We start from the raw sequence: 21,712 nt of genomic DNA, 5'->3' as shown, positions 1-21,712 counted from the left end.
CTTCCGCTAAGAGACGTGCTGCCGCGAACAAAGGCGCCCTCGAGCGGGCTTTCGCCCGTCCTCGAGAACGCCTTCATGTGCGGCTGAGGTAATTTACACCCAGTATAAATATTCATTCGGTAGATGAAAAGCGGCGCGGTCGAAACTTGTGGTACCCTGCATGAAAACGGCACATCATCGTCAACGGGAGGTTGCGCGCATCGTGGAGCACGGTCGGGAGAACGCATCGCCGGAGGGGCTGCGGTACCGTAAGAAGCTCAAGGCGCGGCTTGCGGTGGAGCGCGCGGCGCTGGAGCTGGTCATCGAGCGCGGCTACGACGGCGTGACGGTGGAGGACATCTGCGCGCGGGCCGAGATATCCAAGAAGACGTTCTTCAACTACTTCCCCTCGAAGGCCTCGGTCATCATGGGACGCATGGACGCGTTCCCCGACGACGAGCGCCTGCTCGAGATACTGGCGGAGCATGACGAGGCGTGCTACCTCGATGTGCTCGTGGGGGTGGTGAGCACCACCGTGTCCGCGGGCGTGGACGACGAGATAGAGAGCCTGCGACGCGAGGCGCTGCGTTCCATGCCCCAGCTGTTCTTCCACGGCCAGCGCGATCTTTTGGCCGTGCAGCGCTCCATCGCCGCCGCCTTGCGCTCCTATCTGTGCGAGCGTCCCGAGCGCCGCATGTTGGCGGGCGGGTCGGTGGAGGAGGAGGCGCTCGTGGCGTCCTCCACGGCCATCGGCCTGGCGCGCACGCGCTCGATGCTGCATGTCTGCGGCGAGGCGGCGCCCACATCCTCCGAGACGCGCCGGCTGATAGCGACGTACCTTTCTGCGGGGGACGACACGGCGGGCTAGGGCGCGCTCCCGGCTCGCAGCCAACGGCTCAACGGTCCGCGATACTGCGGCCTGCGTTGAAAAACGTGCATTTTCTCTTGACAGCATCCCGAAGCGTTGTGCTAAAGTATGCGCCACAACTTAATAGCTGAAACCGATGAGGCGAAAGTCAAGCCATCATGAGCACTCACAGAGAGCGGGCGCAGCTGGGATTCCCGCAGTAAGCTGGATGGTAAATGGTTCGCCGAGGGAAAGGGGAAAGGAAGGCATGGCGCGCACGGGGCCGAGCCGACCGAGTATCTGGACCGTGAGCCTGCGTTAAGGGCAGAACATGTGTTGGCATGTTCGTGAGAGGGTTCTGCATCGCAGAGCCAATAAAGGTGGCACCGCAGGTTACAACACCTGTCCTTTATCTCAAAGGACAGGTGTTTTTTTATGCGGCGCAGCGCGGCGGCAGCCGTGCGCACCTTTGGAGGCGAGGCGATGCGTTCCTCAACCGCGAAGCTCGTGCCGGCAAACGAAACGCCCCGGGAGGGGCAACGAACCGGCGGGAACTCCGCCAAGAAAGGATTGAGGAACATGGAACAGCAGATCAAGCGCGAGGTTGCTACGCAGACGGCCGCAGCGGGCAAAGCGGCAGCGCCGCGCAAGCGCGACGTGGCGGCGGCTCCCAAGAAGGCGGGGCTCTCCACGCAGGACCTCATCCTCATCGCCGTGCTGCTGGCAGCCGGCGCGGTGCTCAAGCTGACGGTGGGCTCGCTGCTCTCGTCGATGGGCATGAAGCCGAACTTCATCATCGCCATGTACTGCCTGGCCATCATCCTGACGCGCCCGAAGCTGGGCCAGTCGCTCGTCATCGGCCTTCTGGCGGGGCTCATCTGCCAGATCCCCCTGCTCAACGCCACGCCGCTTCTTAACATCCCCTCCGAGGTACTCGGCGCGCTGGCCTGCGGCTTGCTCGTCAAGGTGCCCATGAGCATCGGCGGCAGGCTCGACCTCAACCCGCTCGTCAACACGTTCGTGTCCACGGTGGTGTCCGGAGGAACCTTCGCGCTGCTGTCCGTCTACATCAACGTCGTGTCCACGGGCGGCGACGTCATGGTGGCGCTGGCCACGTACGCGGCCATCGTGTTCGGCACGGCCACCTTCAACTGCATCTTGGTGCAGGTTCTGGCCATGCCGCTGAAGAAGGTGCTCAAGCGCTAGGGATTCCGCGGGCCTGCGGCCGCCCTCGCTGACTTGCTACGCCAACCTGCGATTCGGAAGAAAGACTCGACATGATAGAGATACGCGATTTCACGTTTCAGTACCGCGAAAGCGAGCGGCCCGCGGTGAGCGGCATCAGCCTTGCCATTCCGGACGGTGCGTTCGTCGGGATCACCGGCGCGGCCGGTTCGGGCAAGTCGACGCTCACCTATGCGCTCAACGGCATCATCCCGCACTGCTATCCGGGCGACTTCTACGGCTCGGTGACCGTGGACGGGCTCGACACCTGCGACGTCGCGCTCACCGATGTGTCGCGGCTGGTGGGCAGCGTCTGCCAGGACGTCGACAGCCAGTTCGTCACGTCGGTCGTGGAGGACGAGGTGCTCTACGGGCTGGAGAACTTCGGCGTGCCGAAGGGCGAGATCGAAGGGCGCGTCGCACAGGCCTTGGACGACATGGGCATCGCCGATTTGCGCGACCGCATGATCGCAACGCTCTCGGGCGGGCAGAAGCAGAAGGTGGCCATCGCGTCCGTCCTGGCGCTGAACCCGCGGGTGCTCGTGCTGGACGAGCCCACCGCCGAGCTCGATCCGGCCAGCTCGCAAGCGGTGTTCGACCTGCTGGCGCGCTATGCGCGCGAGCACGGCACCACCGTCGTGGTGGTGGAGCAGAAGATAGCTCTGTTGTCGCAGTACGCCGATATGCTGGTTATCGTAAACGAGGGGCGCGTCCGCTTCGCCGACGAGCCCGCGAAGGTGCTGGAGCATTCGGACGAGCTCAAGCGGATCGGCGTCAACTGCCCGCGTTCGACCAAGCTCATGAACCGCCTGCGCGCCGAGGGCCTGTACGGCGGCGCGTCCGTCCGCAACGTGCGCGAAGCGCGCGAGGCGTTGAGGGAGGTGCTCGCATGATCGAGTTCGACGACGTGCACGCGTCCTACGAGGCAACGCTGCCCATCCTCAAGGGCGTCAGCTTCACCATCCGCGACGGCGAGTTCGTCGCGTTCGTGGGCACGAACGGAGCGGGGAAGTCCACCACGATGCGCCTGGTGAACGGCTTGCTGAAGCCCGACGCCGGCCAGGTGCTCGTCGACGGCGTGCCCACGACCGAGCTGCGCACGAGCGAGCTGGCCCGGCGCGTGGGCTTCCTGTTCCAGAATCCCGACCGCCAGATCTGCTGCAACACGGTGCGCGAGGAGCTGCTGTTCGGGTTCAAGGCGCTCGGGCAGGCGGGTCCCGAGGCCGACGCGCGCGTGGACGCCATCATCGAGGAGTTCGGCTTCGATGCCGACGACGACCCGTTCCTGCTGAACCGCGGCGCACGCCAGCTTTTGGCGCTGGCTTCCATCGTGATGCTCGCGCCGCCGGTGGTGGTGCTCGACGAGCCCACGACAGGACTGGACTTCTGCGAGTGCGAGAAGGTCATGGCCATCATCCGCCGCATCCACGAGCAGGGCGCCACGGTGATCATGGTGTGCCACGACATGGAGGTGGTGGCCGACTACGCCACGCGCTGTATCGTGATGAGCGGCGGCACGGTGGTGGACGACGCCCCCACGTTCGACGTGCTGCGCAACCGCGACACGCTCGAGTGCGCCTCGCTTGTTCCGCCGCAGATCGTGGACCTGTCGCTTGAACTGGCGCGCGACATGCCGCGGCTCGCCGAGACGGCCGTCGCCCGCGCCAACACGGTGGATGAGATGCTGGCCGCCGTCGTCGAAGAGGCTCGAACAACCCAAGACGTCGAAAGGAGCGTGTGCGCATGAGCTCGTTTCTCGAATACGTGCCCGGCACCAGCCTGCTGCATCGCATGAACCCCGTGGCCAAGCTGGCGGCGGCCGCGCTGTTCGCCGTCGCGTGCTTCTGCTCGAGCAACCTCGTGTTCTTGGCCGTGCTGCTGGCGGTCGGGTTCGCGCTGGCCGCGACGTGCGGCATGATGAGGCCCGCCATCGGCCTCGCGAAGGCGGTGTTCGCGTTCTCGCTGATCCTCGCCGTCGTCCAGATCCTCACGACGCCGAGCGGAGCGGTGCTGGCAGAGCTTCCGTGGGGCTACATCGGCACGGGAAGCCTGTTGGCGGCTCTCACCACGGTGGTGCGCCTCATGGCCGCCGCCATCCCGCTGTTCCTCGTGTTCTACGTCACGAAGATGAACGACATCACAAACGCCGTGGTGAAGGTGCTGCACGTGCCTTACAAGTACGCGTTCACGTTCACGTCCACGATCCATTTCATCCCCCTGTTCATGAACGACATGAAGGGCATCATGGAGGCGCAGACCGCGCGCGGCGTGGAGTTCGACGCGGGCGGCATCGTGCGGAAGGTGCGCCTGATGGTGCCGCTGTGCGTGCCGCTGCTCGTGTCGTCGGTCCGCAAGACCAACAGCGCCGCCATCGCCGCGGAGGTGCGCGGCTTCAACCTGCGCGGCGTGGCGAGCGGCTACAAGGAGTACCCGTTTGTGGGTTACGACGTGGCTGTGATGGCGGTCGCGGTCGCGCTGGTGGCTTGCGCCGTAACGCTGGGGATCGTGCTGTAACGGCTGCGATCGCGTCGGCCGCGTGCTCCCTCGCGCCGGGGGCCCTAGGGCAGCGGTAGGGCAAGCGCGACGGCGAACGATGCGCCATGCGAGAAAGGGGCTCCAGAGAGGGAAGCGGCGGAAAGAGCCTCCGCCATCCTGCCAAGCACACGGACTTTTCGGCCTGTCCTTATAGCCGCCCGACGCAACGGCGAACCGTTGGATGAAAAGGGGCAAACTGCGGAGATCGGCGGACCCGGGTCGGCCGACAAGACGGCGAGCCCGACGGGCACGGGGCGTCGTGCCGGCTCGTTGCCGTGCCCTAGGCTGATGCAGAGCCTTCGGGGGGATGACGGTTCACCGCGCGCCGCGTCGCCGCAGCGTCCAGGGCCCTATACTGGTCACGGCGGAGGCAAACGGCGCCTTCGGGCGCTCCGACGAAGGAGGCTGCGCAATGGCAAAAGGATTCGAGCTGTTCATGGACGAGGAGCCGGAGCTGGCGAAGGCGTACGGCGGCATGGTCATGCAGGTGGCGAAGTCGAGCGCGCTCGACCAGAAGACGCAGGAGCTGGCCTACCTGGCCGTGCTCTCCGCAGTCGGCATGACGGGCGGTCTCGGGTTCCACGTGACCTCGCTCAAGAAGCTGGGCGCCACGCGCGAGGAGGTGCGCAGCGCGGTGCTCGTGGGTCTGCCCGCCGTCGGCATGACTGCCATCGAGGCGCTTGGAGCCGCGCTCGACGCCTACGACGCCGCGGAGGCGTAGGCGCCCGCCCGCCCTGGCCGCTGCCTGCCTCCGAAATCCCCTCTCCTCATATAGCCTGCCACGCTCGCCCGGCTGGTTGCACGGGGGCGCAACGGGCTGCTGACAGATACGCGGCGGCGCGCCTTCCGCGTCGTCCAGGCTGCGGGCGCACGGCTAGCATGGACGGCAATGCTCCCCATTGGAAAGGACGCTGCCATGCTCACCATCGGATGCCATCTCTCGGACAAGGACGGATACCTTGGCATGGCCAAGGCCGCCGTGTCCATCGGGGCCAACACGTTCCAGTTCTTCACGCGCAACCCGCGCGGCGGTGCGCAGAAGGCGCTCGACCCGCAGGATATCGCCGCGTTCGAGGACTATGCGCTCGAACACGGCATCGAGGTCATCCTGGGATATGCGCCCTACACGGCGAACCCGGCCAGCGCCGACCAGCGCGAGCACGATTTCACGATGATGGTGCTGGCCGAAGACCTCGCGCGCATGGCCGAGACGCCGCAAGCGATGTACACGCTGCAACCTGGCAGCGCGCTCGGCAAGCCGGTGGACGAAGCACTGGCAAGGGTTGCCGCAGCGCTCAACGACGTGATTACGCCGTCGCAGGAGACGCCCGTGCTCGTGCAGACCATGGCGGGCGAGGGCACGCAGGTGGGCAGCACGTTCGAGCAGCTGGCGCGTATCCTCGACCAGGTTAAGTTCGACGACCACGCGGGCGTGCTCTTCGACGCCTGCCGCGCGTGGGGCGCCGGCTACGACCTCGCCGGCGACCTCGACGGCGTGGTGGAGGAGTTCGACCGCGTCATCGGCCTCGACCGGTTGCGCGCCATCCACCTCAACGACTCGAAGGACGCTCTCGGCTCTCACAAGGACCGCCATGCGCCTATCGGCGAGGGCGAGATCGGCTTCGACGCCCTGGCGGCGCTCGCGAACCATCCGAAACTGCGCGACGTGCCGTTCTACCTGGAGGCGCCCGACGCGACGCTCAAGGAGTACGGCGAGGCCATAGAGAAGTTCCAGAAGGCCCGCGCCTCGGCCTGAGCTCGCCGCTCCATATGCTACTATAAGCGTCACGATTAAACCACCGGAAAGGATGCGGCCAATGTTCACCATCGGATGCCACCTCTCGAGCGCCAAAGGCTACCTCCACATGGCGAAGGACGCCGTATCCATCGATGCCAACACATTCCAGTTCTTCACGCGCAACCCGCGCGGCGGGCGGGCGAAGGCCATCGACCCGAAGGACGTGGCGGCGTATGCGGCCTACGCGCCCGAGCACGGCATCGAGCGCATCCTGGCGCACGCGCCCTACACGCTGAACCCCGCCTCCGACAAGCAACAGACGCGCGACTTCGCGCTCATGGTGCTGGCCGAGGACCTGGGGCGCATGGAGGAGACGCCGCACCAGCTGTACAACATGCATCCGGGCAGCGCCACCGGCCAGACGCACGAAGCGGCCATCGCGAAGATCGCCGACGCGCTCAACCAGTCGCTTCTGCCGCACCAGACCACCACGCTGCTGCTCGAGACGATGGCGGGGAAGGGCAGCGAGGTGGGCGGCACGTTCGAGGAGCTGGCGGCCATCATCGCGCAGGTTGACCTGGCCGACCACGTGGGCGTATGCCTCGACACGTGCCATGTGTGGGATGCGGGCTACGACATCGCAGGCGACCTCGACGGCGTGGTGGAGGAGTTCGACCGCGTCATCGGGCTCGACCGGTTGCGCGCCATCCACCTCAACGACTCCCAGAACGCGCGCGGCTCGCGCAAGGACCGTCACGCGCGCATCGGCGAGGGGCAGATCGGCCTCGAGGCGCTCGCCGCCGTCACGAACCATCCGAAGCTGCGGGACCTGCCGTTCTACCTGGAAACCCCCAACCCCGAGCTCTCCGGCTTCGCCGAGGAGATAGCGCTTCTGCGCGCCGCCCGCGAGGCAGCGTAAGGCGCGGTGCTTCGCGGTTTACGGGCGCCCGTCCGCGCTGCCTGCGGCTACCCCTCGCTCGGCTCCAGAACGGCGCCGTCCAGCTGGCGGTCGGACTCGGCCCGCGGCACGGGGCGCGAGTACAGGTAGCCCTGCGCGATGATGGCGTCGTCCAGCTGCTGGAGCATCCGGGCCTGCTCGCACGTCTCCACGCCCTCCACGACGATGGTCACGCGCAGCTTCTCGGCGATGCCCACCACGCCCTCGAGGATGGCCCGGCTGCGCTCGCCGCTCTCGCTGCTCATGAGGAACGTGCGGTCCAGCTTCAGCACGTCTATCGTCAGGTCCTGCAAGGTGCCCAGCGACGAGTAGCCGCTGCCGAAGTCGTCGATGGATATGCGGAAGCCCAGGTCCTTAAGCTGGCGGCAGATGCCCTTCGCGCGCTCCAGGTCCTCCATGACGATGTTCTCCGTCAGCTCCAGCTCTATGAGGTCGACCGGTACCGCGTACTCGTCGACGATGGCTTTCACCCTCTCCGGGAACCCGTCCCGCTGCAGGTGCAGGCGCGAGAAGTTGCATGCGATGGGCACGACGGGCAGCCCCTGGGCCAACCGCTCCTCCAGGCGCGTGCAGGCTTGGCGCAGCACGTGCAGGTCGATCTCGGTCACGAAGCCGTTCTTCTCGAACAGCGGGATGAAGTCGTTCGGCTGCACGACGCCGCGCTCGGGCGACTCCCAGCGCACGAGCGCCTCAAGGCCGACGATGCGGTTCGTGGCCAGCTCGACCTTCGGCTGGTAATAGGCCACGAACTCGCCCTGATCCAGCGCGGCGCGCGCCAGCGCCACCACCGCGCGCTCGGCCACGTCGCGGTCTTTCATGTCGGCCGTGTAGAGCGCCGCCTTGCTCGACGACGTCTCGCCCACGCTGTCGCGCGCGTAGCGGGCGCAGTCCATGAGCTCGGCCAGGGCCTGCGCGTCCAGGCGGCGCGACCCGCCGGGGCGCTCCACGATGCAGGCGCCGGCATGCAGGAACAGGCGGTGCGAGTGCGATCGCAGCACGTCCAGGCTGTTGAAGCGGCGGTCCAGCTCAGCGAACCGCTCGAGGAACGCGTCCCAGCCGTCCCACCGCACCAGCACCACGAACTCGTCGGCGGTGATGTGCGCGTGGTGCTCGCCATCGTGCTCCAGCTCGCCGATGAGGCGGTCGAGCGCCTTGAGCAGCTGGTCGCCCGCCGCGTAGCCGAACGCGGCGTTGAAGCTCTTGAAGCGGGCGATGTCCAGGTAAACGATGGCGTGCTCCCCGCTTCCCGCGCGCTCGAGCACGTCCTCGGCCCCCGTGCGGAAGCGGGCGAGCGTCCACCCGCCCGTGAGCGGGTCGGTGAAGGACAGCTCCTCGATGTGGCGTGCCGTGCGCAGCTTCGTGCGCCCCAGGTAGAGCGCCCCGGCCAAAAGCACCCCGAACAGCGCCGCGAGCCCCGAGATGATCTGCAGCGGGTACTGGCGCAGGAAGTCGAGGGGCGTGGTGGGATGCACGGCCAGCGAGCTTTGCGACACCCAGGTGGTGATCTTGCTCTCCGCCGTGTACTGCACGCAGCGGTCCAGCACGCTCAGCAGGCGCGTGTCGGCGGTCCCCGCCACGCCTATGCTCATGTCGTTCGTGTAGTCGGTCATGGTGGTGACGGTGAGCGATTCGTACTGCGACTCCGACAGCAGGTAGTTCGCCACGTGCGTGTCAGCGTAGGCGAAGTCGGCGGCGCCTGTCAGCACGGCGTCCACGCACTGCTTCGGCGTGTCGAAGTACGCGATCTCGTCCCCCACGTGCTGGCGCTCCATCTCGGCCGCCAGCGCGAAGCCGCGCGGCAGCGCCACGCGCGAGCCCGAGGAGCCCGGCCCCACGATGAGGGCCATGGGGTCGCGCAGGTACGGCCCAGTGGTGGACACGATGCCCGCCGTGGCCTCGTCGGCGTCGCGGTCCACGCCGGCCACCAGGTCCACCGCGCCGCTCTCCACCATCTCGAAGGCGTCGCTGTGGCGGTCGACGGGCACGAATTCGAACGAGAGGCCCGTCACGCGGGAGATGTCCTCGAACAGCCGCGCGGCGGCGCCGGCGAACGCGCCCGTCTCCGGGTCGGTGTACGACAGCGGCGTGCGGAACGCGTCGTAGGCCACCCTCAGCGTGGGGGCGGACGCGAGGTAGGCGTACTCGTCCTCGGTGAACACGGGGTCCTGGTCGGTGTTGATGCCGAAGTAGCGGTTGTACAGCAGCGTGGAGAAGCCGGGGTCGCGCAGCTGGAGCCGGTTCATGGCGGCGGTCAGGTCCTGTTGGAGCTCGGCGCGGTCGAGCGGGAACGCGAAGTGGATGGGCTCGGGAGAGAACTGCGCGATGGTGCGGAAACGCGAGTTGCTGCCCAGGTAGGTGATGGCGATGGCGTCCAGCGCGCCCTCGTCCAGCGCATTCAGGAGGTCGTCGGTCTCCAGGTACTCCACCATGTCCACGTCGAAGCCGTTGTCGTTTGCATACTGTGCGAACGCCCGGGCGTCCTGGCTGTTCTCGATCACTCCCACGCTCATGCCCGAGAACGCGGTGAAGTCCTCGTAGGCGTAGCGCCTATCGTCCAGGCGCACGTTGAGCGTGGTGTAGATGCTGCACATGGGCTCGGCCGAGAACAGCATGCGGTCCGTGCGCTCCTGGGTGTAGTATACGGCGGGGAGCAGGTCGATCTCTCCGTTCTCCAGCGCCTCGTAGGCTTCGGCCCATCCGGCGAAATCCACGTACTCGTACGTCCAGTCGGCGTAGCGCCGCAGCTCTTCCAGGTAGTCGATGTTGTAGCCCACGAGCTGGCCGGCCTCGTCGTAGGACATGTAGTCGCCGTCTTCGTAGTAGCCCACGCGCACGATACGCTTGCCTTCCGGCGCGTCCTCGTCGGCGAAGGCGGGAGGAGCGTAGGCCCCGGGCAGTGCAAGCAGCGCCGCAACGAGTGCAAGCAGCAAAAGCGGCAAGGACACCCCGACCAGGTGCCGGTTCCGCGCGTCTTCTCCTCCGTGTGCTATGGCTTGCTCCGATCCGCTTCGACGCCCTCCTGCGTCTCGCTCGTACGATACCATATTTACGCGGGTGTGGAGCCAAGGCGAAGAGGGCGGCGCATGGTCCGTGCCTGAATCGCAGTCCCTTGCGCTCCTTTGCGCAGAGAGCAAAGAAAATGGCCGGTTCGTCTCCGAACCGGCCATCAAGTTGATGGTGGAGCTTAGGGGGATCGAACCCCTGACCTCATGGCTGCCAGCCATGCGCTCTCCCAGCTGAGCTAAAGCCCCGAAAAAGTGCGAAACCTAGTATAACGGAAGCGCGCACAGGGTCAAGCATCATTTTCAAGAATTTCCTCGTTTTCGGAAGACGGCGAGAACGAGCGCCTTCGGTTGTCCACGTACGCGCGCAGATCGCGCACGTTGTGCACGTCGAGTTTCGCGTAGATGCTGTGCAGGTGCGTCTTCACCGTGTTGGGCGCGATGAACAGCGCCTCGGCCACATCGGCGCGCGATTCGCCCTCCACGATGCGCCGCAGCACCTCGAACTCGCGCTGCGTGAGGCTGAAATCCTCGGCGACGATCTGGCAGGCGCGGTGGGCGTTCGCGCCGTCGTCGGGGCCGCCCGGCCGCACGAAGCCCCAGCCGGTACGCAGGTTGGCGGCGTTGGACAGCAGAAGGGCGGCCATCACGAAGCAGAACGCGGCGGCGCACAGCAGGGTGTTCCAGCCAAAGCCGGCCGGCAGCAGCTGCAGCAGGGCGGCTCCCAGCACCGCCCCCAGCGTCCGGCCGGCCATGAGCGAGGTGGTGGGGCAGGCCGCCACCCAGGTGGCCGGTTGACGGCAGTTCTTTATGAGGTACGATCCCAGCCCCCACAGCACCAGGTCGAGGTACAGGAACCCCGTTACCTGCATCACCGCGCCCGGTGCGCCCAGCGGAGCGCCCGCGATGCCGGCGCACAGCAGCCCCAATCCCACGAGCGGGAATCCAATCTGGTACACCGAGCGGTTGAAGTCGAGCTTGCACACCAGCATCGTGGCCAGGGTGAGCACCGCGGCCAGCAGGTACCCTGCCACGTTCCACGCGGGCGAGAGCTGCCCGCCGGCGCACGCGAGGGCTACGAGCAGGCCGGCGGCGATGCCCTGCGCCACGGAGGTGGCGATGAACCGGTAGGGAACGAGCACTTTGGCTTCGGGCTCCTCGTAACGCGTCCTAGGGGAGCGGTACACCTCTTGCTGTGCGCGCCAGAACGAGGCGGCGAACACGAGCGGCAGCACGAACGCCGCCGCCCAGCGCCCTTGCGGCATCGGCAAAAGGGTCAGCGCCAGGTAGAGCAGGGAGGCAGCGAACGCAGCGGATACGCCGAACGTGAGCGTTTGGGTCATGCCGAGGGCGCCCATGATGCGCGCTTCCTCGATGTGCGCGCCTATAAGCCCCATCGCCACCAGCGCGATTCCCAGTCCGCGGCACGCTGCGGCCAGCGCCGTGTTGCCGATTCCTCCCAGCTCGCGCAGAAGCAGCAGGAACAGCCCGAGCAAGAGGCAGGCTGTGAGCAGCCCCAGGTACCAGCCGCGGTCGTGGAACGTCAGCCGGCGGAACAGTATGGCGAAGGCCAGGCACACCAGGGCGCAGGCAAGGAACAGCAGCGTGCAGGCGGGAAATGCCAAGCCGCCCACGTCGAACGTGCCCGGCAGCAGGAACGTTTCCATGAACAGCAACACGGCAAGCAGTTTGTAAGAGGTCAAAGCGATGAACAGGGAGGGGATGGCGCGTACACCGAGGACCATCCTTCTCAAGTCGCTTTGCCGGTAACGAGCGCGCTCCATAATAGCCTCCTTGAGAGAGCGTGCAGCCGGCTTTGCGCTTGGAACATCCCCATCCCATACGCGACGGCGTTTATTCAACTTGCCCCAGTATACGATGCGCCCGAACGCCTCAAAGTTTCGGTTTCCCGGCAAGGCGGCGACTTGCCCTATAATAGTTGGGAGAAAAGGAAGCGAGGCGGGCCGCCGAGGAGAAGCCGAGGCGGCCCGCTGGCATGGGACGTGCGCAGGCGCAGGCGGAGGCGGTATGGAGGCAGATCAGGGAACGGCGGTGCCGGGGAGTGCGCGCCGAATGGGCGGAGCGCGGGCGAGCGCCCGGCCGGCGCCGCTCGGTGCGGACGGAAAGCCCCTGTCGACCTGGCAGGTGTGGCTCAGGCGGCTGTGCATCGTCATGATCGTGTGGGCCGTGCTGGAGCTGGTGTTCGGCGCCGTGTTCTGGGCGGCCGGCTCGGTGGCGGGAGACGTGCGGCTCGCCGGCGTGGAGTTGCGCGACATTGCGGCAGCCGTGGGGGCCACGGCGCTTGTGAGCGCGGTATTCAACCTGGCCATCGGCCTGCTGGGTATTCGTGGAGCCAAGAACCCCTACAAGATAACGCTGTTCTTCTGGATAACGCTGGCCGACGCGGTGCTCACGGCCTGGGCCATGGCCGGCAACCTCTCGTCGGGCATCGTCGACGTTACCGGCATCGTGAGCGGGCTGTTCATCATCGCGCTGGCCGTGTGCACGTGGCAGGTGCGCGGCCAGACGGGCTACTTCGACGAGCATCCCTGATCCCTCTTGTGCTCCGGCGCCCTGCCGGCTTCCGGTACGCGCCGACGTTGCGGAGGGTCCCGTCCCGACCTCCGGACGATACCGGAAGCTCGCGTACCCGCCGTGCTTCGCCCCCACGATCCTCCGATTCTCGTGCGTCGGGACACCTCTTGCCGACATGCTCGCCAAGGCCGTTGTCCATGGAAAAGGCCCCCGGGACGATGCCCCGAGGGCCTTCTGGCTTTGCGATCGGCTCGGCTTCTCGCCTACTCGGCGTCCTTCGCCTTCGCGCAGATCTCCACCTGTTCGATGACGGGGTCGAGCGCGCCGGCCACGTCGTACTCCTCCACCTTGCCCTCGTCCACGAGGCGCGCGAACGACGGGTCGATGGGCAGCGTGGCGAACGAGGGGATGTCGTAGCGCTTGGCCACGGCCTCTCCCTGGGGCTCGCCGAAGATGTGGTGGTCCTTGCCGCACTCGTCGCACTTGAAGTAGGCCATGTTCTCCACGAGGCCCACCACGGGCACCTTCAGGTCGTGTGCCAGGTTCACGGCCTTGCCCACGATCATGGCCACGAGCTCCTGCGGCGCCGACACGGTCACGATGCCGTCGACCGGCAGCGACTGGAACACGGTCAGGAACACGTCGGAGGTTCCCGGAGGCATGTCCACGAACAGGTAGTCGATATCGCCCCAGCTCACCTCGCCCCAGAACTGCTTGATAATGCCGGATACCACGGGGCCGCGCCACGCCACCGGGATGTCGTCCTTCGGCAGCATGAGGTTCACGGACACCACTTTGATGCCGCTGGCCGTCTGCGCCGGCACGATGCCGTCGGCATCGGCCGTGAGCGGGTTCGTGATGCCGAACGTCTTGGGGATGGACGGGCCGGTCACGTCGGCGTCCAGGATGCCCACGCTGAAGCCCTTCTTCTGCATCTGGCTGGCCAAGAGGCTGGTCACGAGCGACTTGCCCACGCCGCCCTTGCCGGAAACCACGCCGATGACGTGCTTGATGTTCGTGCGGGCGTTCGTCGGGAACGTGGACGAGCCCGCGTCCTCGCGGTCGCCGCAGCCGGCAACGCCGCAGCTGCCGCATTCGTGGGTGCATTCTTCTTCTGCCATGGCTCCTTCTTTCTTCGAGAGGCCGCCGCCTCGGTCTCGGCGGCCCGTCGTCTCGTCTCCCTCGGCATGATAGCATATATAAGGTTGTGTCAAGAAAGATTGCCGTTAGCTATTACTAGAGGTAGTCCTATAATGGGCGGAAACGGCAGGGCGCCCGAGGCACCCGGAGACGAGGCGCGCCCTGCGGGCGCCCGAATACGAAGGCGGCGCCCCCGCGGGGCGTCCGGAGAGCGAGGAGAGCGCATGCTGTTCGCAGACATCGACATCTTGGACGAGAACCTGGACCTGCGTCCCCACTGCTGGGTGGGCGTGAAGAACGGGCGCATCGCGTACCTGGACGGGCAGGCACCCGCCGACGCCGAGGCCGAGGCCTACGGCGAGGCGTACGACGGCCGCGGCAAGCTGCTCGTGCCGGCCTTCTACAACGCCCATGCGCACGCGCCCATGACGCTTCTGCGCGGTTACGCCGAGAACCTGCCCCTGCAGGCGTGGCTCAACGACATGGTGTGGCCGTTCGAGGCGAAGATGACGCCCGAGGACAACTACTGGGCCACGCTTCTGGCCTGCGCCGAGATGGCCCGCTACGGCGTGGTGAGCTTCTCCGACATGTACTACGCCACCGACGAGCGCGTGCGCGCCGTGGTGGAGAGCGGCCTGAAGGCGAACATCTGCGAGAGCGAGCTGTACTTCGAGCCCAAGCCGTTCGCGGACTATGCCAGCTGCGCGGCGGTCGAGGAATACGTGAGGAAGTACCACGGCGCCGCGGACGGGCGCATCCTCATCGACTACAACATCCACGCCGAGTACACGTCGAACCCTCAGACGTGCAAGGATATCGCTGCCGTGGTGAAGGAGAAGGGCCTGCGCATGCACCTGCACGCCTCGGAGACGAGAAGCGAGCACGAGGAGTGCAAGCAGCGCCACGACGGCCTGACGCCCATCCAGTACTTCGCGAGCATCGGCGTGCTGGACGTGCCCACCACGGCCGCGCACTGCACGTGGTGCGAGCCGGCCGACTTCGATATCATGGTGGAGAAGGGCGTGTTCGCGGCCGCGAACCCCGCGTCGAACATGAAGCTGGGCAGCGGCTACGCGCCCATTCCGGCCATGCTCGAGCGCGGCGTGAGCGTTTGCCTGGGCACCGACGGCATGGCCTCGAACAACAACCACGACATGATGCAGGACCTGTACCTGCTGGCGCTGCTGTACAAGGGCTCCACGGGCGACCCGTCGGTGGTCACGCCGAAGCAGGCGCTTTCCGCCGCCACGCGCGTGGGCGCGCTCTCGCAGGGCCGCGAGGACTGCGGGCTGGTGCGCGAGGACATGAAGGCCGATCTCGCCGTGCTCGATGTGACGGGCCCCTCGTGGGCGCCGCGCACGAACCCTCTGGTGAACATGGTGTATGCCGGCCACGGATCCGACGTCGTGCTCACCATGAGCGACGGCGCGGTGGTCTACCGCGACGGCGCCTACCCCGGAATCGATGTGGAGCGCGCGAAGGCCGAGGTGGAGGCCCGCACGAAGCGCATCATCTCCGAGGTGTAGCCCCTGCCGCCAAAGCCCGCCCGGCACCCCCCCCCGACGCCGCGTGCCGCACGCAACCGCGCCCCGCGCCAGCCTGTACGCAAAGTACCGCTAGGCGCGGGGCGCGTGTTGGTTTATTCTGGTATGGCTATCATTATGAAGAGGGAAGGGGAAGCATGCTGCGAATTTCCGATGCGCGCATCGACGGCTTCATCGCCGAGGACGTGCCCTACGTCGACCTGACGTGCGCGGTGCTGGGGATAGGCGACGAGCCCGGCGAGATGGACTACTTCACGCGCGAGGACTGCGTGCTGGCCGGCACCGAGGTGGTGCGCCGCATCATGGGGAAGCTGGGCTGCGAGGTGGTTGCGGCCGAGCCGAGCGGCACGCGCGTGGCGGCCGGCGGCACGTTCATGACCGTGCGCGGCGCGTCGGCCGACCTGCATGCGGCGTGGAAGGTGTGCCTGAACGTGTTCGACCACTGCTCGGCCGTGGCCACGAAAACGCGTGCCATGGTCGATGCGGCGCACGGTGCGAACCCGCGCTGCGAGGTGCTTACCACGCGAAAGAGCCAACCCGGCGCGAAAGACCTGCTCACCAGTGCCGTTATGGCAGGCGGGGCCTTTCCGCACCGGCTGGGGCTCTCCGAGACGGCGCTCGTGTTCGACCATCACCTCACGTTCTTCGGCGGCTTCGACGCGTTCGTGGAGCAGCTGCCGGCCATCAAGGCGCGCTGCATCGAGAAGAAGCTGTTCGTGGAAGCCGACGCCGCGCGCGCCCGGGTGCTCGCGGCCGCAGGCGTGGACGGCATCCAGTTCGACAAGGTGCCCGTGGACGAGCTGGGTCCCCTCGTGGCCGAGCTGCGCGCCGTCGACCCGCACGTAACGCTCGTCGCCGCCGGCGGCATCAACCCCGGCAACGCCGCCGCCTATGCCTCCACCGGCGTGGACGGCCTGGCCACGACGGCCCCCTTCGCCGCGAAGCCCCTGGACATGAGCGTTCGCATGCGCCGCCTATAGGGACGACGCTCCCGCTTTCGCGCCCGTCCCGAGGCTCCGCTCCGGCCCCTCTGGACGGGCGCCCCTTCCGAGGCTCCGCTCCGGCCCCCTTCCCTCCGTCCGTCCCGCTCCGGTGCGGCTTCCGCGCGTTTTTTCCAAACAGGGTGTAACCTCTTCGCCCTCCTGGCACGTCTAATAAGCAACCGACCTTGAAAGGGGCGTTTGCATGGACGATCTGATACAGAGAGCGCGAGACGGAGACGGCGAGGCGTTCGCCGCCCTGTTCGAGCACGAGAAGCAGCCGCTGTGGCGAGCGGCGATGGCGGTGCTCGACAACGTGGACGACGCTTCCGACGCACTCCAGGAGACGGCGGTGAAAGCGTGGCGCGCAATGCCGCGCTTCGGCGGCCGCAGCGCCGTGGGCACGTGGTTCATGTGCATCCTGCTGCGGACGTGCTATGACGTTCGGCGGAAGCGCAAGCGCGAGACCCCGTGCGCGATGGGGGTCTTCGACATCGACGCCGACGGCACGGACGTGTCGTGGGAGCCGGCGGTGGGGCTCGTGTCGGCGGGGCGCGGCGTGGTGCGCGACCCCGATCGCGACGAGGCTATGGACGTGCACGACGCTCTCGGTCGACTTGCGCCCGACGATCGTCTCGTGCTGGTGCTGTTCTATGTGAACGATTACCCCATACGACAGATATCCCAGATCATGAACGTATCGGAAGGCGCCGTGCGCACCCGCCTGTCGCGGGCGCGGGATCGATTCAAGGTCGTCTACGGCGAAGGACCGAGCGGCGTTTTCAAGGAAGCGGAGGTGGCACGATGAGCCATGAGAAGTTCGACAACGAAGGCGAGCTGCGCCAGGCGGTGATATGCGAGCTGGATCCCGGCCCGCTTCCCCAGAAGGCGCAGGCCAAGCTCGACGGTGTGTATGCGTCGCTCGGGTCCATTCCCCAGGATCGTCCGACGGCGGAGAGCGCAGCCGCCCCGGAGCGTCCCCGGCCGACGCGCCTTAGCGACGCGGAGGCTGCGGCGCACGGCAAGCCGACGGGCGGGCGCGTCGTGAGGCGCGGCGTGCTGATGGTCGCGGCGGCGGTGACCGTGGCGCTGCTCGGCGGCGCCGCTTTCGCGGCGACCACGCTCTTGCAGATGCAGCCGGGCGACGCGCCGTTCTTCGACAGCGGCAAGAACCTGCCGATCTACGGGAGCCTGCAAGAGGGCGTGTCCAGCTTGAGCGCCGACGTGGGGCAGACGGTGGAGGTCGACGGCGTGAAGGTGACGCTCGATTCCGTGTCGTCCGACCGCAACATCGTCAACCTGTTCTTCACGCTGGAGAAGGAGGGCGGCTTCGACCTGACCGAGCAGGCGAGTTACAAGGGCTCGCAGGAGAGCGAGTGGGGTCGCCTGCAAAGGCTGTCGCCGCGCTTCACCTGCGCGCTTTCGAGTAATGGCGAGTCGATCGGCAGCGATTCCGTCTACCTGTTGGATGCCTACCGGGAGGACGGCAAGGTGAAGGTCATGCAGCGCATCGTGCCGGAGGCGACGCTACCCGGCCAGGTGGACGTCGAGCTGGAAGGATGGGCGACTTGGAAGCCCTACGAGGAGGGCGACGCGCCCTTCACCTTCGACTTCGGCCTCGACCTCGGCACGGTGGCCCAGCCGCGCGAGCTGGGCTCACAGGATCTCACGTTCGCCACGAGCGAGGGCGAGAAGACCATGGGTATCGAGCGCTTCACGGCCTCCGAGCTGGGATGCGTGATGGTGGTGCGCAACGATGAGATCGAAACAATCGAGGAAAGCGGCCGTCCCATCTATAACGTGGCTGAAGGCTCCATCACGCCGTCCATGCTGAAGATCGCCGACGACCTAGGCAACGTGCTGACCCCGGTGGGCGCGGGCGACGGAACGGGGATCGATCCGGCCGGCGCGTACGTGGTGGAGCTGGCGGGCTTGTCACCCGATGCGACCAGCGTCACCTTCACGCCGATGATGCACGCGGCCGATTGGGAGTCGATGACGGACGAGCAGCGCGCGGCGATCAACGAGCAGAACGAGCGTACGGTGGACGTCTCGCAGATCGGGACCAAGCTGGAGACGAGCGAATACGGCGGTTACGAGCTGACGGGCTGGGATGTGGCGGACGGCACGGTGAGTATCTCTCTCAAGCCTTATGGATGGCAGGCATCGCTCGGCGGCGCGGCAGGCATGCGGCCCACGCAGCAGCCGACGCCGCTGTACGAAGAATGGTACGACGAGGAGACCGGGGAGAGGTACTGGGGCTACCACACGGCGGTCGGGTACCAGAAACACGATTACCAGACTGGCGAGTTGCTGCTGATCACCTCCTACTACGCGGCCAGCAACGAGGAGCTGCGCGGATTGACGGAGTACGAGTACCAAGCATCGTTCGGCGGATATCGCGAGGAATCTGACGCGTCGCAGACGCTTTCCTTCTAGCAGCGAACCATGAGAACGGGGCTGCATCGCATTCGATACAGCCCCGTTCCCCCTTGGGCTGTATCCTTGGCGCGAACCGCTCGTTTTTCGGGTGGCGCATAATTCTCTTCCACTTGTTTCTCCGAAGGCCCTTCTTATCCTTGAGTAAATATATTAGCCTCAAATATATATACTTCCAATTAGAAATATTATAAAATTGGAATAATTCGGTCCTGGACCGTCGAGGATTGACAAAGGAAAGTCGAGGAGGGTTTCATGAATTCAAGATCGAAGAGTCATTGCCGCCCGAGGTTTGCGGGAGCGCTCTCGCTCGCCGTATGCCTGTGTGCCGTGCTGGCGGTCGGCATGCTCGCAGGGTGCTCGTCGCCTGCACAGGAAGAGGCTGATGGCCAGCCCGAACCGGCGGCTGGGAAGCCGCTCGACGGCAAGACGCTCGACGTCTACTGCGGGGCCGGCATGACCGACCCGTTCCAGGAGATCGCCGATGCGTTCCAGGCCGAGACGGGCTGTACCGTGAACGTCACATTTGCCAACGCTGCGCAGATCCAAACCCAGATCACCACCACCGAGCAGGGCGATTTCTTCATAGCCGGCTCGGCCGACGAGCTCAAGCCCGTCGAGGCCTTCGTCGAGTCCAGCACCGACCTGGTGAAGCACATCCCGGTGCTGGCCGTGCCCGCCGAGAATCCTCGGAGCATCGCCGGCTTGGCCGATCTGTCCGGAGCCTCGCGCGTGCTGATGGGCGACCCCGAGTCCACCCCCATCGGTAAGATAGCCAAAAACGCCCTGACGAAGGCGGGACTGTGGGATTCGCTCATGGCGGCGAACGTCCTCACCACCACGACCACTGCTCCGCAGATCTCCACCGCCTTGGCCAATGGCGAGGGCGACGCGGGCATCGTGTGGAAGGAGAACGTGAAGGGCGACAGGGTCAAGATCGTGGATACCCCCGATTTGGACGCCTTCGTTAAGACCGTGCCCTCCGCGCAGCTGACCTGCGCCAAGGATGCCGAGGCCGTGAAGGCGCTCAACGAGTTCCTTCAGACCGACGCGGCGTGGGACATCTGGGCCGCTTACGGCTACGAGCGAGTGTAGCCCCGTGGAAGCACGCGAGGCCGCCGCGGTGGGTGCTCGGCCTGCCGCGGCGGGCCGCGAGCGGCGGCATCGTGGCCGGAAGCACGATGTATTCTCGGGTGTTTCCCTGGCCGTGGCCACGTTGGTGCTGTTGTTCGTTGGCAGTGCCATCGTGGCCATCGTGGCCGGCGGCATCGCCCATTTCGGCGAGGCCGTCACCTCTGCCGAGGTGCTGTTCTCGCTTAGGATGAGCGTGGTCACGTCCAGCATATCCACCGTACTCTGCCTGGTGCTGGCCTTGCCGACGGCCTATGCGCTGTCGCGTACGAACATGCCGCTCAAACGCGTGGCCGAGGTGCTCATGGAGCTCACGCTCTCGCTGCCCTACATCCTGTTGGGATTCGCCCTCCTGCTCATCTTCTCGTCGCCGTTCGGCAAGGCCCTCAAAGAGGCCGGGCTCGCGGTGGTGTTCGAGCCGACAGGTATCGTGTTCGCCCAGCTCATCGTGAACCTCCCGTTCGCCATCCGCATGGTGCGCACGGCGTTCGCCGACGTGAGCCCGCGCATGGAGTTCGTGGCGAGGACGTTGGGCGCTACGCCGGGCGACGCGTTCCGCACCGTCATTTTGCCGCAGTGCCGTAACGCGCTCATCAGCACGTTCGTCCTCGCCTGGGCACGCGGCATGGGGGAGTTCGGCGCCACGCTCATGCTGGTGGGTGTGACGCGCATGAAGACCGAGACGCTGCCGGGAAGTATCTATTTGAGCATCTCCACCGGCAATAACGAGACAGCCATGGCCACGGCCATGATCATGCTGCTGCTGTCGGCGGCGACGCTCGTGGTGGCGAACCTGCTGAACCGCCCGGTGGGAGCGACCCGTGTCGGGCCCGGCTGCAAGGCGGCGGGGAAGGGGGCTTGGCATGGCCGGAAGCATTGAGGTGCAGGATCTGCGCGTGGAGCGAGGATCGTTCGTGCTCGAGGTGTCCCGCCTTTCCGTTAGGCCGCGCGAGGTGTTTGCCATCTTGGGATCCACCGGGTCGGGTAAGACCGTCCTCATGGAGTCGATAGCGGGCGCGTTCCCGCTTGACGGAGGGTGCATCCTTCTGGACGGCAAAGACGTTGAGTCGCTGCCTGTCCAGCAGCGCCACCTGGGCATCTTGTATCAGGACTACGCGCTGTTCCCGCATATGACCGTGCGGGAGAATATCGCCTACGGCCTGCGGATGAACGGCTGCCCGCCGCGCGAGCGCGACGAGCGCGTGCAGGCCATGCTCTCGTTGTTCGAAATCGGGCATCTGGCCGAACGGTATCCCGGTATCATCAGCGGCGGCGAGTCGCAGCGTACGGCGCTGGCGCGCGCCTTGGTGCTGGAGCCGGAGATACTCCTGCTCGACGAGCCGTCCTCGGCGCTGGACCCGGCCACGAAGGAGCGCCTGTACGCCACGCTGCGCGCTGTGCATGCGCGGTTCGACTGCACCATCGTGTTCGTCACCCACGACTTCAACGAGGCCCGCACGCTGGCCGACCGCGTGGGCGTGGTGCTGGACGGCCGCCTGCGCGCCGTGCGGGAAGCGTGTTCCCTGTTCGAGCCGGAAGAACTCGACCCTGACGTGCGGGCTTTCTTGGGCCTCGCCTCTGGTGGCGGGCCTGCTCTCGGTCAGTCCATTGTTGCCGAAGTTTCGCGCACGGTTGCCTGTGGGGCTAGTCCCGGGTGATT

At 66.5% G+C, this 21,712-nt stretch carries 19 protein-coding genes and 1 tRNA gene; 16 read left to right on the top strand and 4 right to left on the bottom strand.

Translation table 11 applies throughout. The features are described from left to right. Positions 1-160 precede the first annotated feature (160 nt). The 8 genes from K9U15_RS06545 (at position 161) to K9U15_RS06510 (ending at position 7,242) form a co-directional block, all read left to right on the top strand. Entirely contained in the window at positions 161-847 is a 687-nt protein-coding gene (locus K9U15_RS06545) for a TetR family transcriptional regulator (protein WP_173011755.1), read from the top strand. A gap of 558 nt (positions 848-1,405) precedes the next feature. Then, complete coding sequence (locus tag K9U15_RS06540; RefSeq protein WP_087191108.1) at positions 1,406-2,032, top strand: tryptophan transporter; 627 nt, start codon at positions 1,406-1,408, stop codon at positions 2,030-2,032. 71 nt (positions 2,033-2,103) lie between these two features. Continuing rightward, positions 2,104-2,943 (top strand): energy-coupling factor ABC transporter ATP-binding protein, encoded by an 840-nt coding sequence (locus K9U15_RS06535; RefSeq protein WP_096227960.1) that lies wholly within the window; start codon positions 2,104-2,106, stop codon positions 2,941-2,943. Beyond that, positions 2,940-3,797 (top strand): energy-coupling factor ABC transporter ATP-binding protein, encoded by an 858-nt coding sequence (locus K9U15_RS06530; protein ID WP_301155788.1) that lies wholly within the window; start codon positions 2,940-2,942, stop codon positions 3,795-3,797. The genes K9U15_RS06535 and K9U15_RS06530 overlap by 4 nt, the downstream gene beginning before the upstream one ends. After that, a complete protein-coding gene (locus tag K9U15_RS06525) occupies positions 3,794-4,564 on the top strand; it encodes an energy-coupling factor transporter transmembrane protein EcfT (RefSeq protein ID WP_096227962.1) in 771 nt (256 codons plus the stop codon). Before K9U15_RS06530 ends, K9U15_RS06525 begins: the two co-directional genes overlap by 4 nt. A 433-nt stretch (positions 4,565-4,997) precedes the next feature. Further along, the gene (locus tag K9U15_RS06520) at positions 4,998-5,306 is read left to right on the top strand and encodes a carboxymuconolactone decarboxylase family protein (protein ID WP_096227963.1); all 309 of its coding nucleotides are present in this window, start codon (positions 4,998-5,000) and stop codon (positions 5,304-5,306) included. Positions 5,307-5,501: 195 nt separating this feature from the next. Beyond that, the gene (locus K9U15_RS06515) at positions 5,502-6,341 is read left to right on the top strand and encodes a deoxyribonuclease IV (protein WP_301155787.1); all 840 of its coding nucleotides are present in this window, start codon (positions 5,502-5,504) and stop codon (positions 6,339-6,341) included. Positions 6,342-6,402: 61 nt separating this feature from the next. Further along, positions 6,403-7,242 carry a deoxyribonuclease IV gene (locus tag K9U15_RS06510; protein ID WP_123674264.1) on the top strand — a complete coding sequence of 280 codons (840 nt, stop codon included), beginning with the start codon at positions 6,403-6,405 and terminating at the stop codon, positions 7,240-7,242. A 47-nt stretch (positions 7,243-7,289) separates the two neighbouring features. On the opposite strand, the gene K9U15_RS06505 is transcribed toward K9U15_RS06510, so the two are convergent. From K9U15_RS06505 to K9U15_RS06495, 3 genes are all read right to left on the bottom strand, one after another. Continuing rightward, positions 7,290-10,220 (bottom strand): EAL domain-containing protein, encoded by a 2,931-nt coding sequence (locus K9U15_RS06505; RefSeq protein ID WP_227115168.1) that lies wholly within the window; start codon positions 10,218-10,220, stop codon positions 7,290-7,292. Positions 10,221-10,456: 236 nt separating this feature from the next. Next, positions 10,457-10,532 (bottom strand) — tRNA-Ala (locus K9U15_RS06500). 41 nt (positions 10,533-10,573) lie between these two features. Further along, positions 10,574-12,067 carry a helix-turn-helix transcriptional regulator gene (locus K9U15_RS06495; RefSeq protein WP_301155786.1) on the bottom strand — a complete coding sequence of 498 codons (1,494 nt, stop codon included), beginning with the start codon at positions 12,065-12,067 and terminating at the stop codon, positions 10,574-10,576. A 244-nt stretch (positions 12,068-12,311) separates the two neighbouring features. On the opposite strand from K9U15_RS06495, the gene K9U15_RS06490 reads away from it, so the two are divergent. Next, positions 12,312-12,836, top strand: coding sequence for a hypothetical protein (locus K9U15_RS06490; protein WP_238386131.1), 525 nt, complete (start codon positions 12,312-12,314; stop codon positions 12,834-12,836). Positions 12,837-13,081: 245 nt separating this feature from the next. Here the strand turns inward: K9U15_RS06490 and K9U15_RS06485 are convergent, their stop codons facing one another. Continuing rightward, on the bottom strand, positions 13,082-13,939 hold the full coding sequence (locus K9U15_RS06485; protein WP_096227968.1) for an Mrp/NBP35 family ATP-binding protein: 858 nt from the start codon (positions 13,937-13,939) through the stop codon (positions 13,082-13,084). Positions 13,940-14,182: 243 nt separating this feature from the next. On the opposite strand from K9U15_RS06485, the gene K9U15_RS06480 reads away from it, so the two are divergent. From K9U15_RS06480 to K9U15_RS06450, 7 genes are all read left to right on the top strand, one after another. After that, positions 14,183-15,484: an amidohydrolase gene (locus K9U15_RS06480; protein WP_096227969.1), complete on the top strand. Its 1,302-nt coding sequence runs from the start codon at positions 14,183-14,185 to the stop codon at positions 15,482-15,484. 155 nt (positions 15,485-15,639) lie between these two features. Then, a complete protein-coding gene (gene modD / locus K9U15_RS06475) occupies positions 15,640-16,482 on the top strand; it encodes a ModD protein (RefSeq protein WP_301155785.1) in 843 nt (280 codons plus the stop codon). Between the two features lie 205 nt (positions 16,483-16,687). Next, positions 16,688-17,290, top strand: coding sequence for an RNA polymerase sigma factor (locus tag K9U15_RS06470; RefSeq protein ID WP_123674268.1), 603 nt, complete (start codon positions 16,688-16,690; stop codon positions 17,288-17,290). After that, the gene (locus K9U15_RS06465) at positions 17,287-18,921 is read left to right on the top strand and encodes a DUF4179 domain-containing protein (RefSeq protein ID WP_123674269.1); all 1,635 of its coding nucleotides are present in this window, start codon (positions 17,287-17,289) and stop codon (positions 18,919-18,921) included. The genes K9U15_RS06470 and K9U15_RS06465 overlap by 4 nt, the downstream gene beginning before the upstream one ends. Before the next feature lie 255 nt (positions 18,922-19,176). Then, positions 19,177-20,016, top strand: coding sequence for a molybdate ABC transporter substrate-binding protein (gene modA, locus K9U15_RS06460; protein ID WP_301155784.1), 840 nt, complete (start codon positions 19,177-19,179; stop codon positions 20,014-20,016). A gap of 4 nt (positions 20,017-20,020) precedes the next feature. Continuing rightward, positions 20,021-20,932 carry an ABC transporter permease gene (locus tag K9U15_RS06455; RefSeq protein ID WP_301155783.1) on the top strand — a complete coding sequence of 304 codons (912 nt, stop codon included), beginning with the start codon at positions 20,021-20,023 and terminating at the stop codon, positions 20,930-20,932. Further along, on the top strand, positions 20,916-21,710 hold the full coding sequence (locus tag K9U15_RS06450) for an ABC transporter ATP-binding protein (protein WP_301155782.1): 795 nt from the start codon (positions 20,916-20,918) through the stop codon (positions 21,708-21,710). Before K9U15_RS06455 ends, K9U15_RS06450 begins: the two co-directional genes overlap by 17 nt. Positions 21,711-21,712: the final 2 nt, after the last annotated feature.

The organism is Gordonibacter sp. RACS_AR68 (assembly GCF_030418485.1).
GTDB lineage: Bacteria > Actinomycetota > Coriobacteriia > Coriobacteriales > Eggerthellaceae > Gordonibacter > Gordonibacter urolithinfaciens.
The sequence above is the reverse complement of the archived record's forward strand: the minus strand, read 5'-3'. Positions and strand labels throughout refer to the sequence as shown.

Bases quoted from the DNA above. Each gene is read 5' to 3' on its own strand.
- K9U15_RS06490 (WP_238386131.1), top strand. From the start codon at position 12,312: ATGGAGGCAGATCAGGGAACGGCGGTGCCGGGGAGTGCGCGCCGAATG.
- K9U15_RS06530 (WP_301155788.1), top strand. From the start codon at position 2,940: ATGATCGAGTTCGACGACGTGCACGCGTCCTACGAGGCAACGCTGCCC.
- K9U15_RS06525 (WP_096227962.1), top strand. From the start codon at position 3,794: ATGAGCTCGTTTCTCGAATACGTGCCCGGCACCAGCCTGCTGCATCGC.
- K9U15_RS06450 (WP_301155782.1), top strand. From the start codon at position 20,916: ATGGCCGGAAGCATTGAGGTGCAGGATCTGCGCGTGGAGCGAGGATCG.
- modD (WP_301155785.1), top strand. From the start codon at position 15,640: ATGCTGCGAATTTCCGATGCGCGCATCGACGGCTTCATCGCCGAGGAC.
- K9U15_RS06515 (WP_301155787.1), top strand. From the start codon at position 5,502: ATGCTCACCATCGGATGCCATCTCTCGGACAAGGACGGATACCTTGGC.
- K9U15_RS06540 (WP_087191108.1), top strand. From the start codon at position 1,406: ATGGAACAGCAGATCAAGCGCGAGGTTGCTACGCAGACGGCCGCAGCG.
- K9U15_RS06520 (WP_096227963.1), top strand. From the start codon at position 4,998: ATGGCAAAAGGATTCGAGCTGTTCATGGACGAGGAGCCGGAGCTGGCG.
- K9U15_RS06480 (WP_096227969.1), top strand. From the start codon at position 14,183: ATGCTGTTCGCAGACATCGACATCTTGGACGAGAACCTGGACCTGCGT.
- K9U15_RS06495 (WP_301155786.1), bottom strand. From the start codon at position 12,067: ATGGAGCGCGCTCGTTACCGGCAAAGCGACTTGAGAAGGATGGTCCTC.
- K9U15_RS06510 (WP_123674264.1), top strand. From the start codon at position 6,403: ATGTTCACCATCGGATGCCACCTCTCGAGCGCCAAAGGCTACCTCCAC.
- K9U15_RS06485 (WP_096227968.1), bottom strand. From the start codon at position 13,939: ATGGCAGAAGAAGAATGCACCCACGAATGCGGCAGCTGCGGCGTTGCC.
- K9U15_RS06465 (WP_123674269.1), top strand. From the start codon at position 17,287: ATGAGCCATGAGAAGTTCGACAACGAAGGCGAGCTGCGCCAGGCGGTG.
- K9U15_RS06535 (WP_096227960.1), top strand. From the start codon at position 2,104: ATGATAGAGATACGCGATTTCACGTTTCAGTACCGCGAAAGCGAGCGG.
- modA (WP_301155784.1), top strand. From the start codon at position 19,177: ATGAATTCAAGATCGAAGAGTCATTGCCGCCCGAGGTTTGCGGGAGCG.
- K9U15_RS06545 (WP_173011755.1), top strand. From the start codon at position 161: ATGAAAACGGCACATCATCGTCAACGGGAGGTTGCGCGCATCGTGGAG.
- K9U15_RS06470 (WP_123674268.1), top strand. From the start codon at position 16,688: ATGGACGATCTGATACAGAGAGCGCGAGACGGAGACGGCGAGGCGTTC.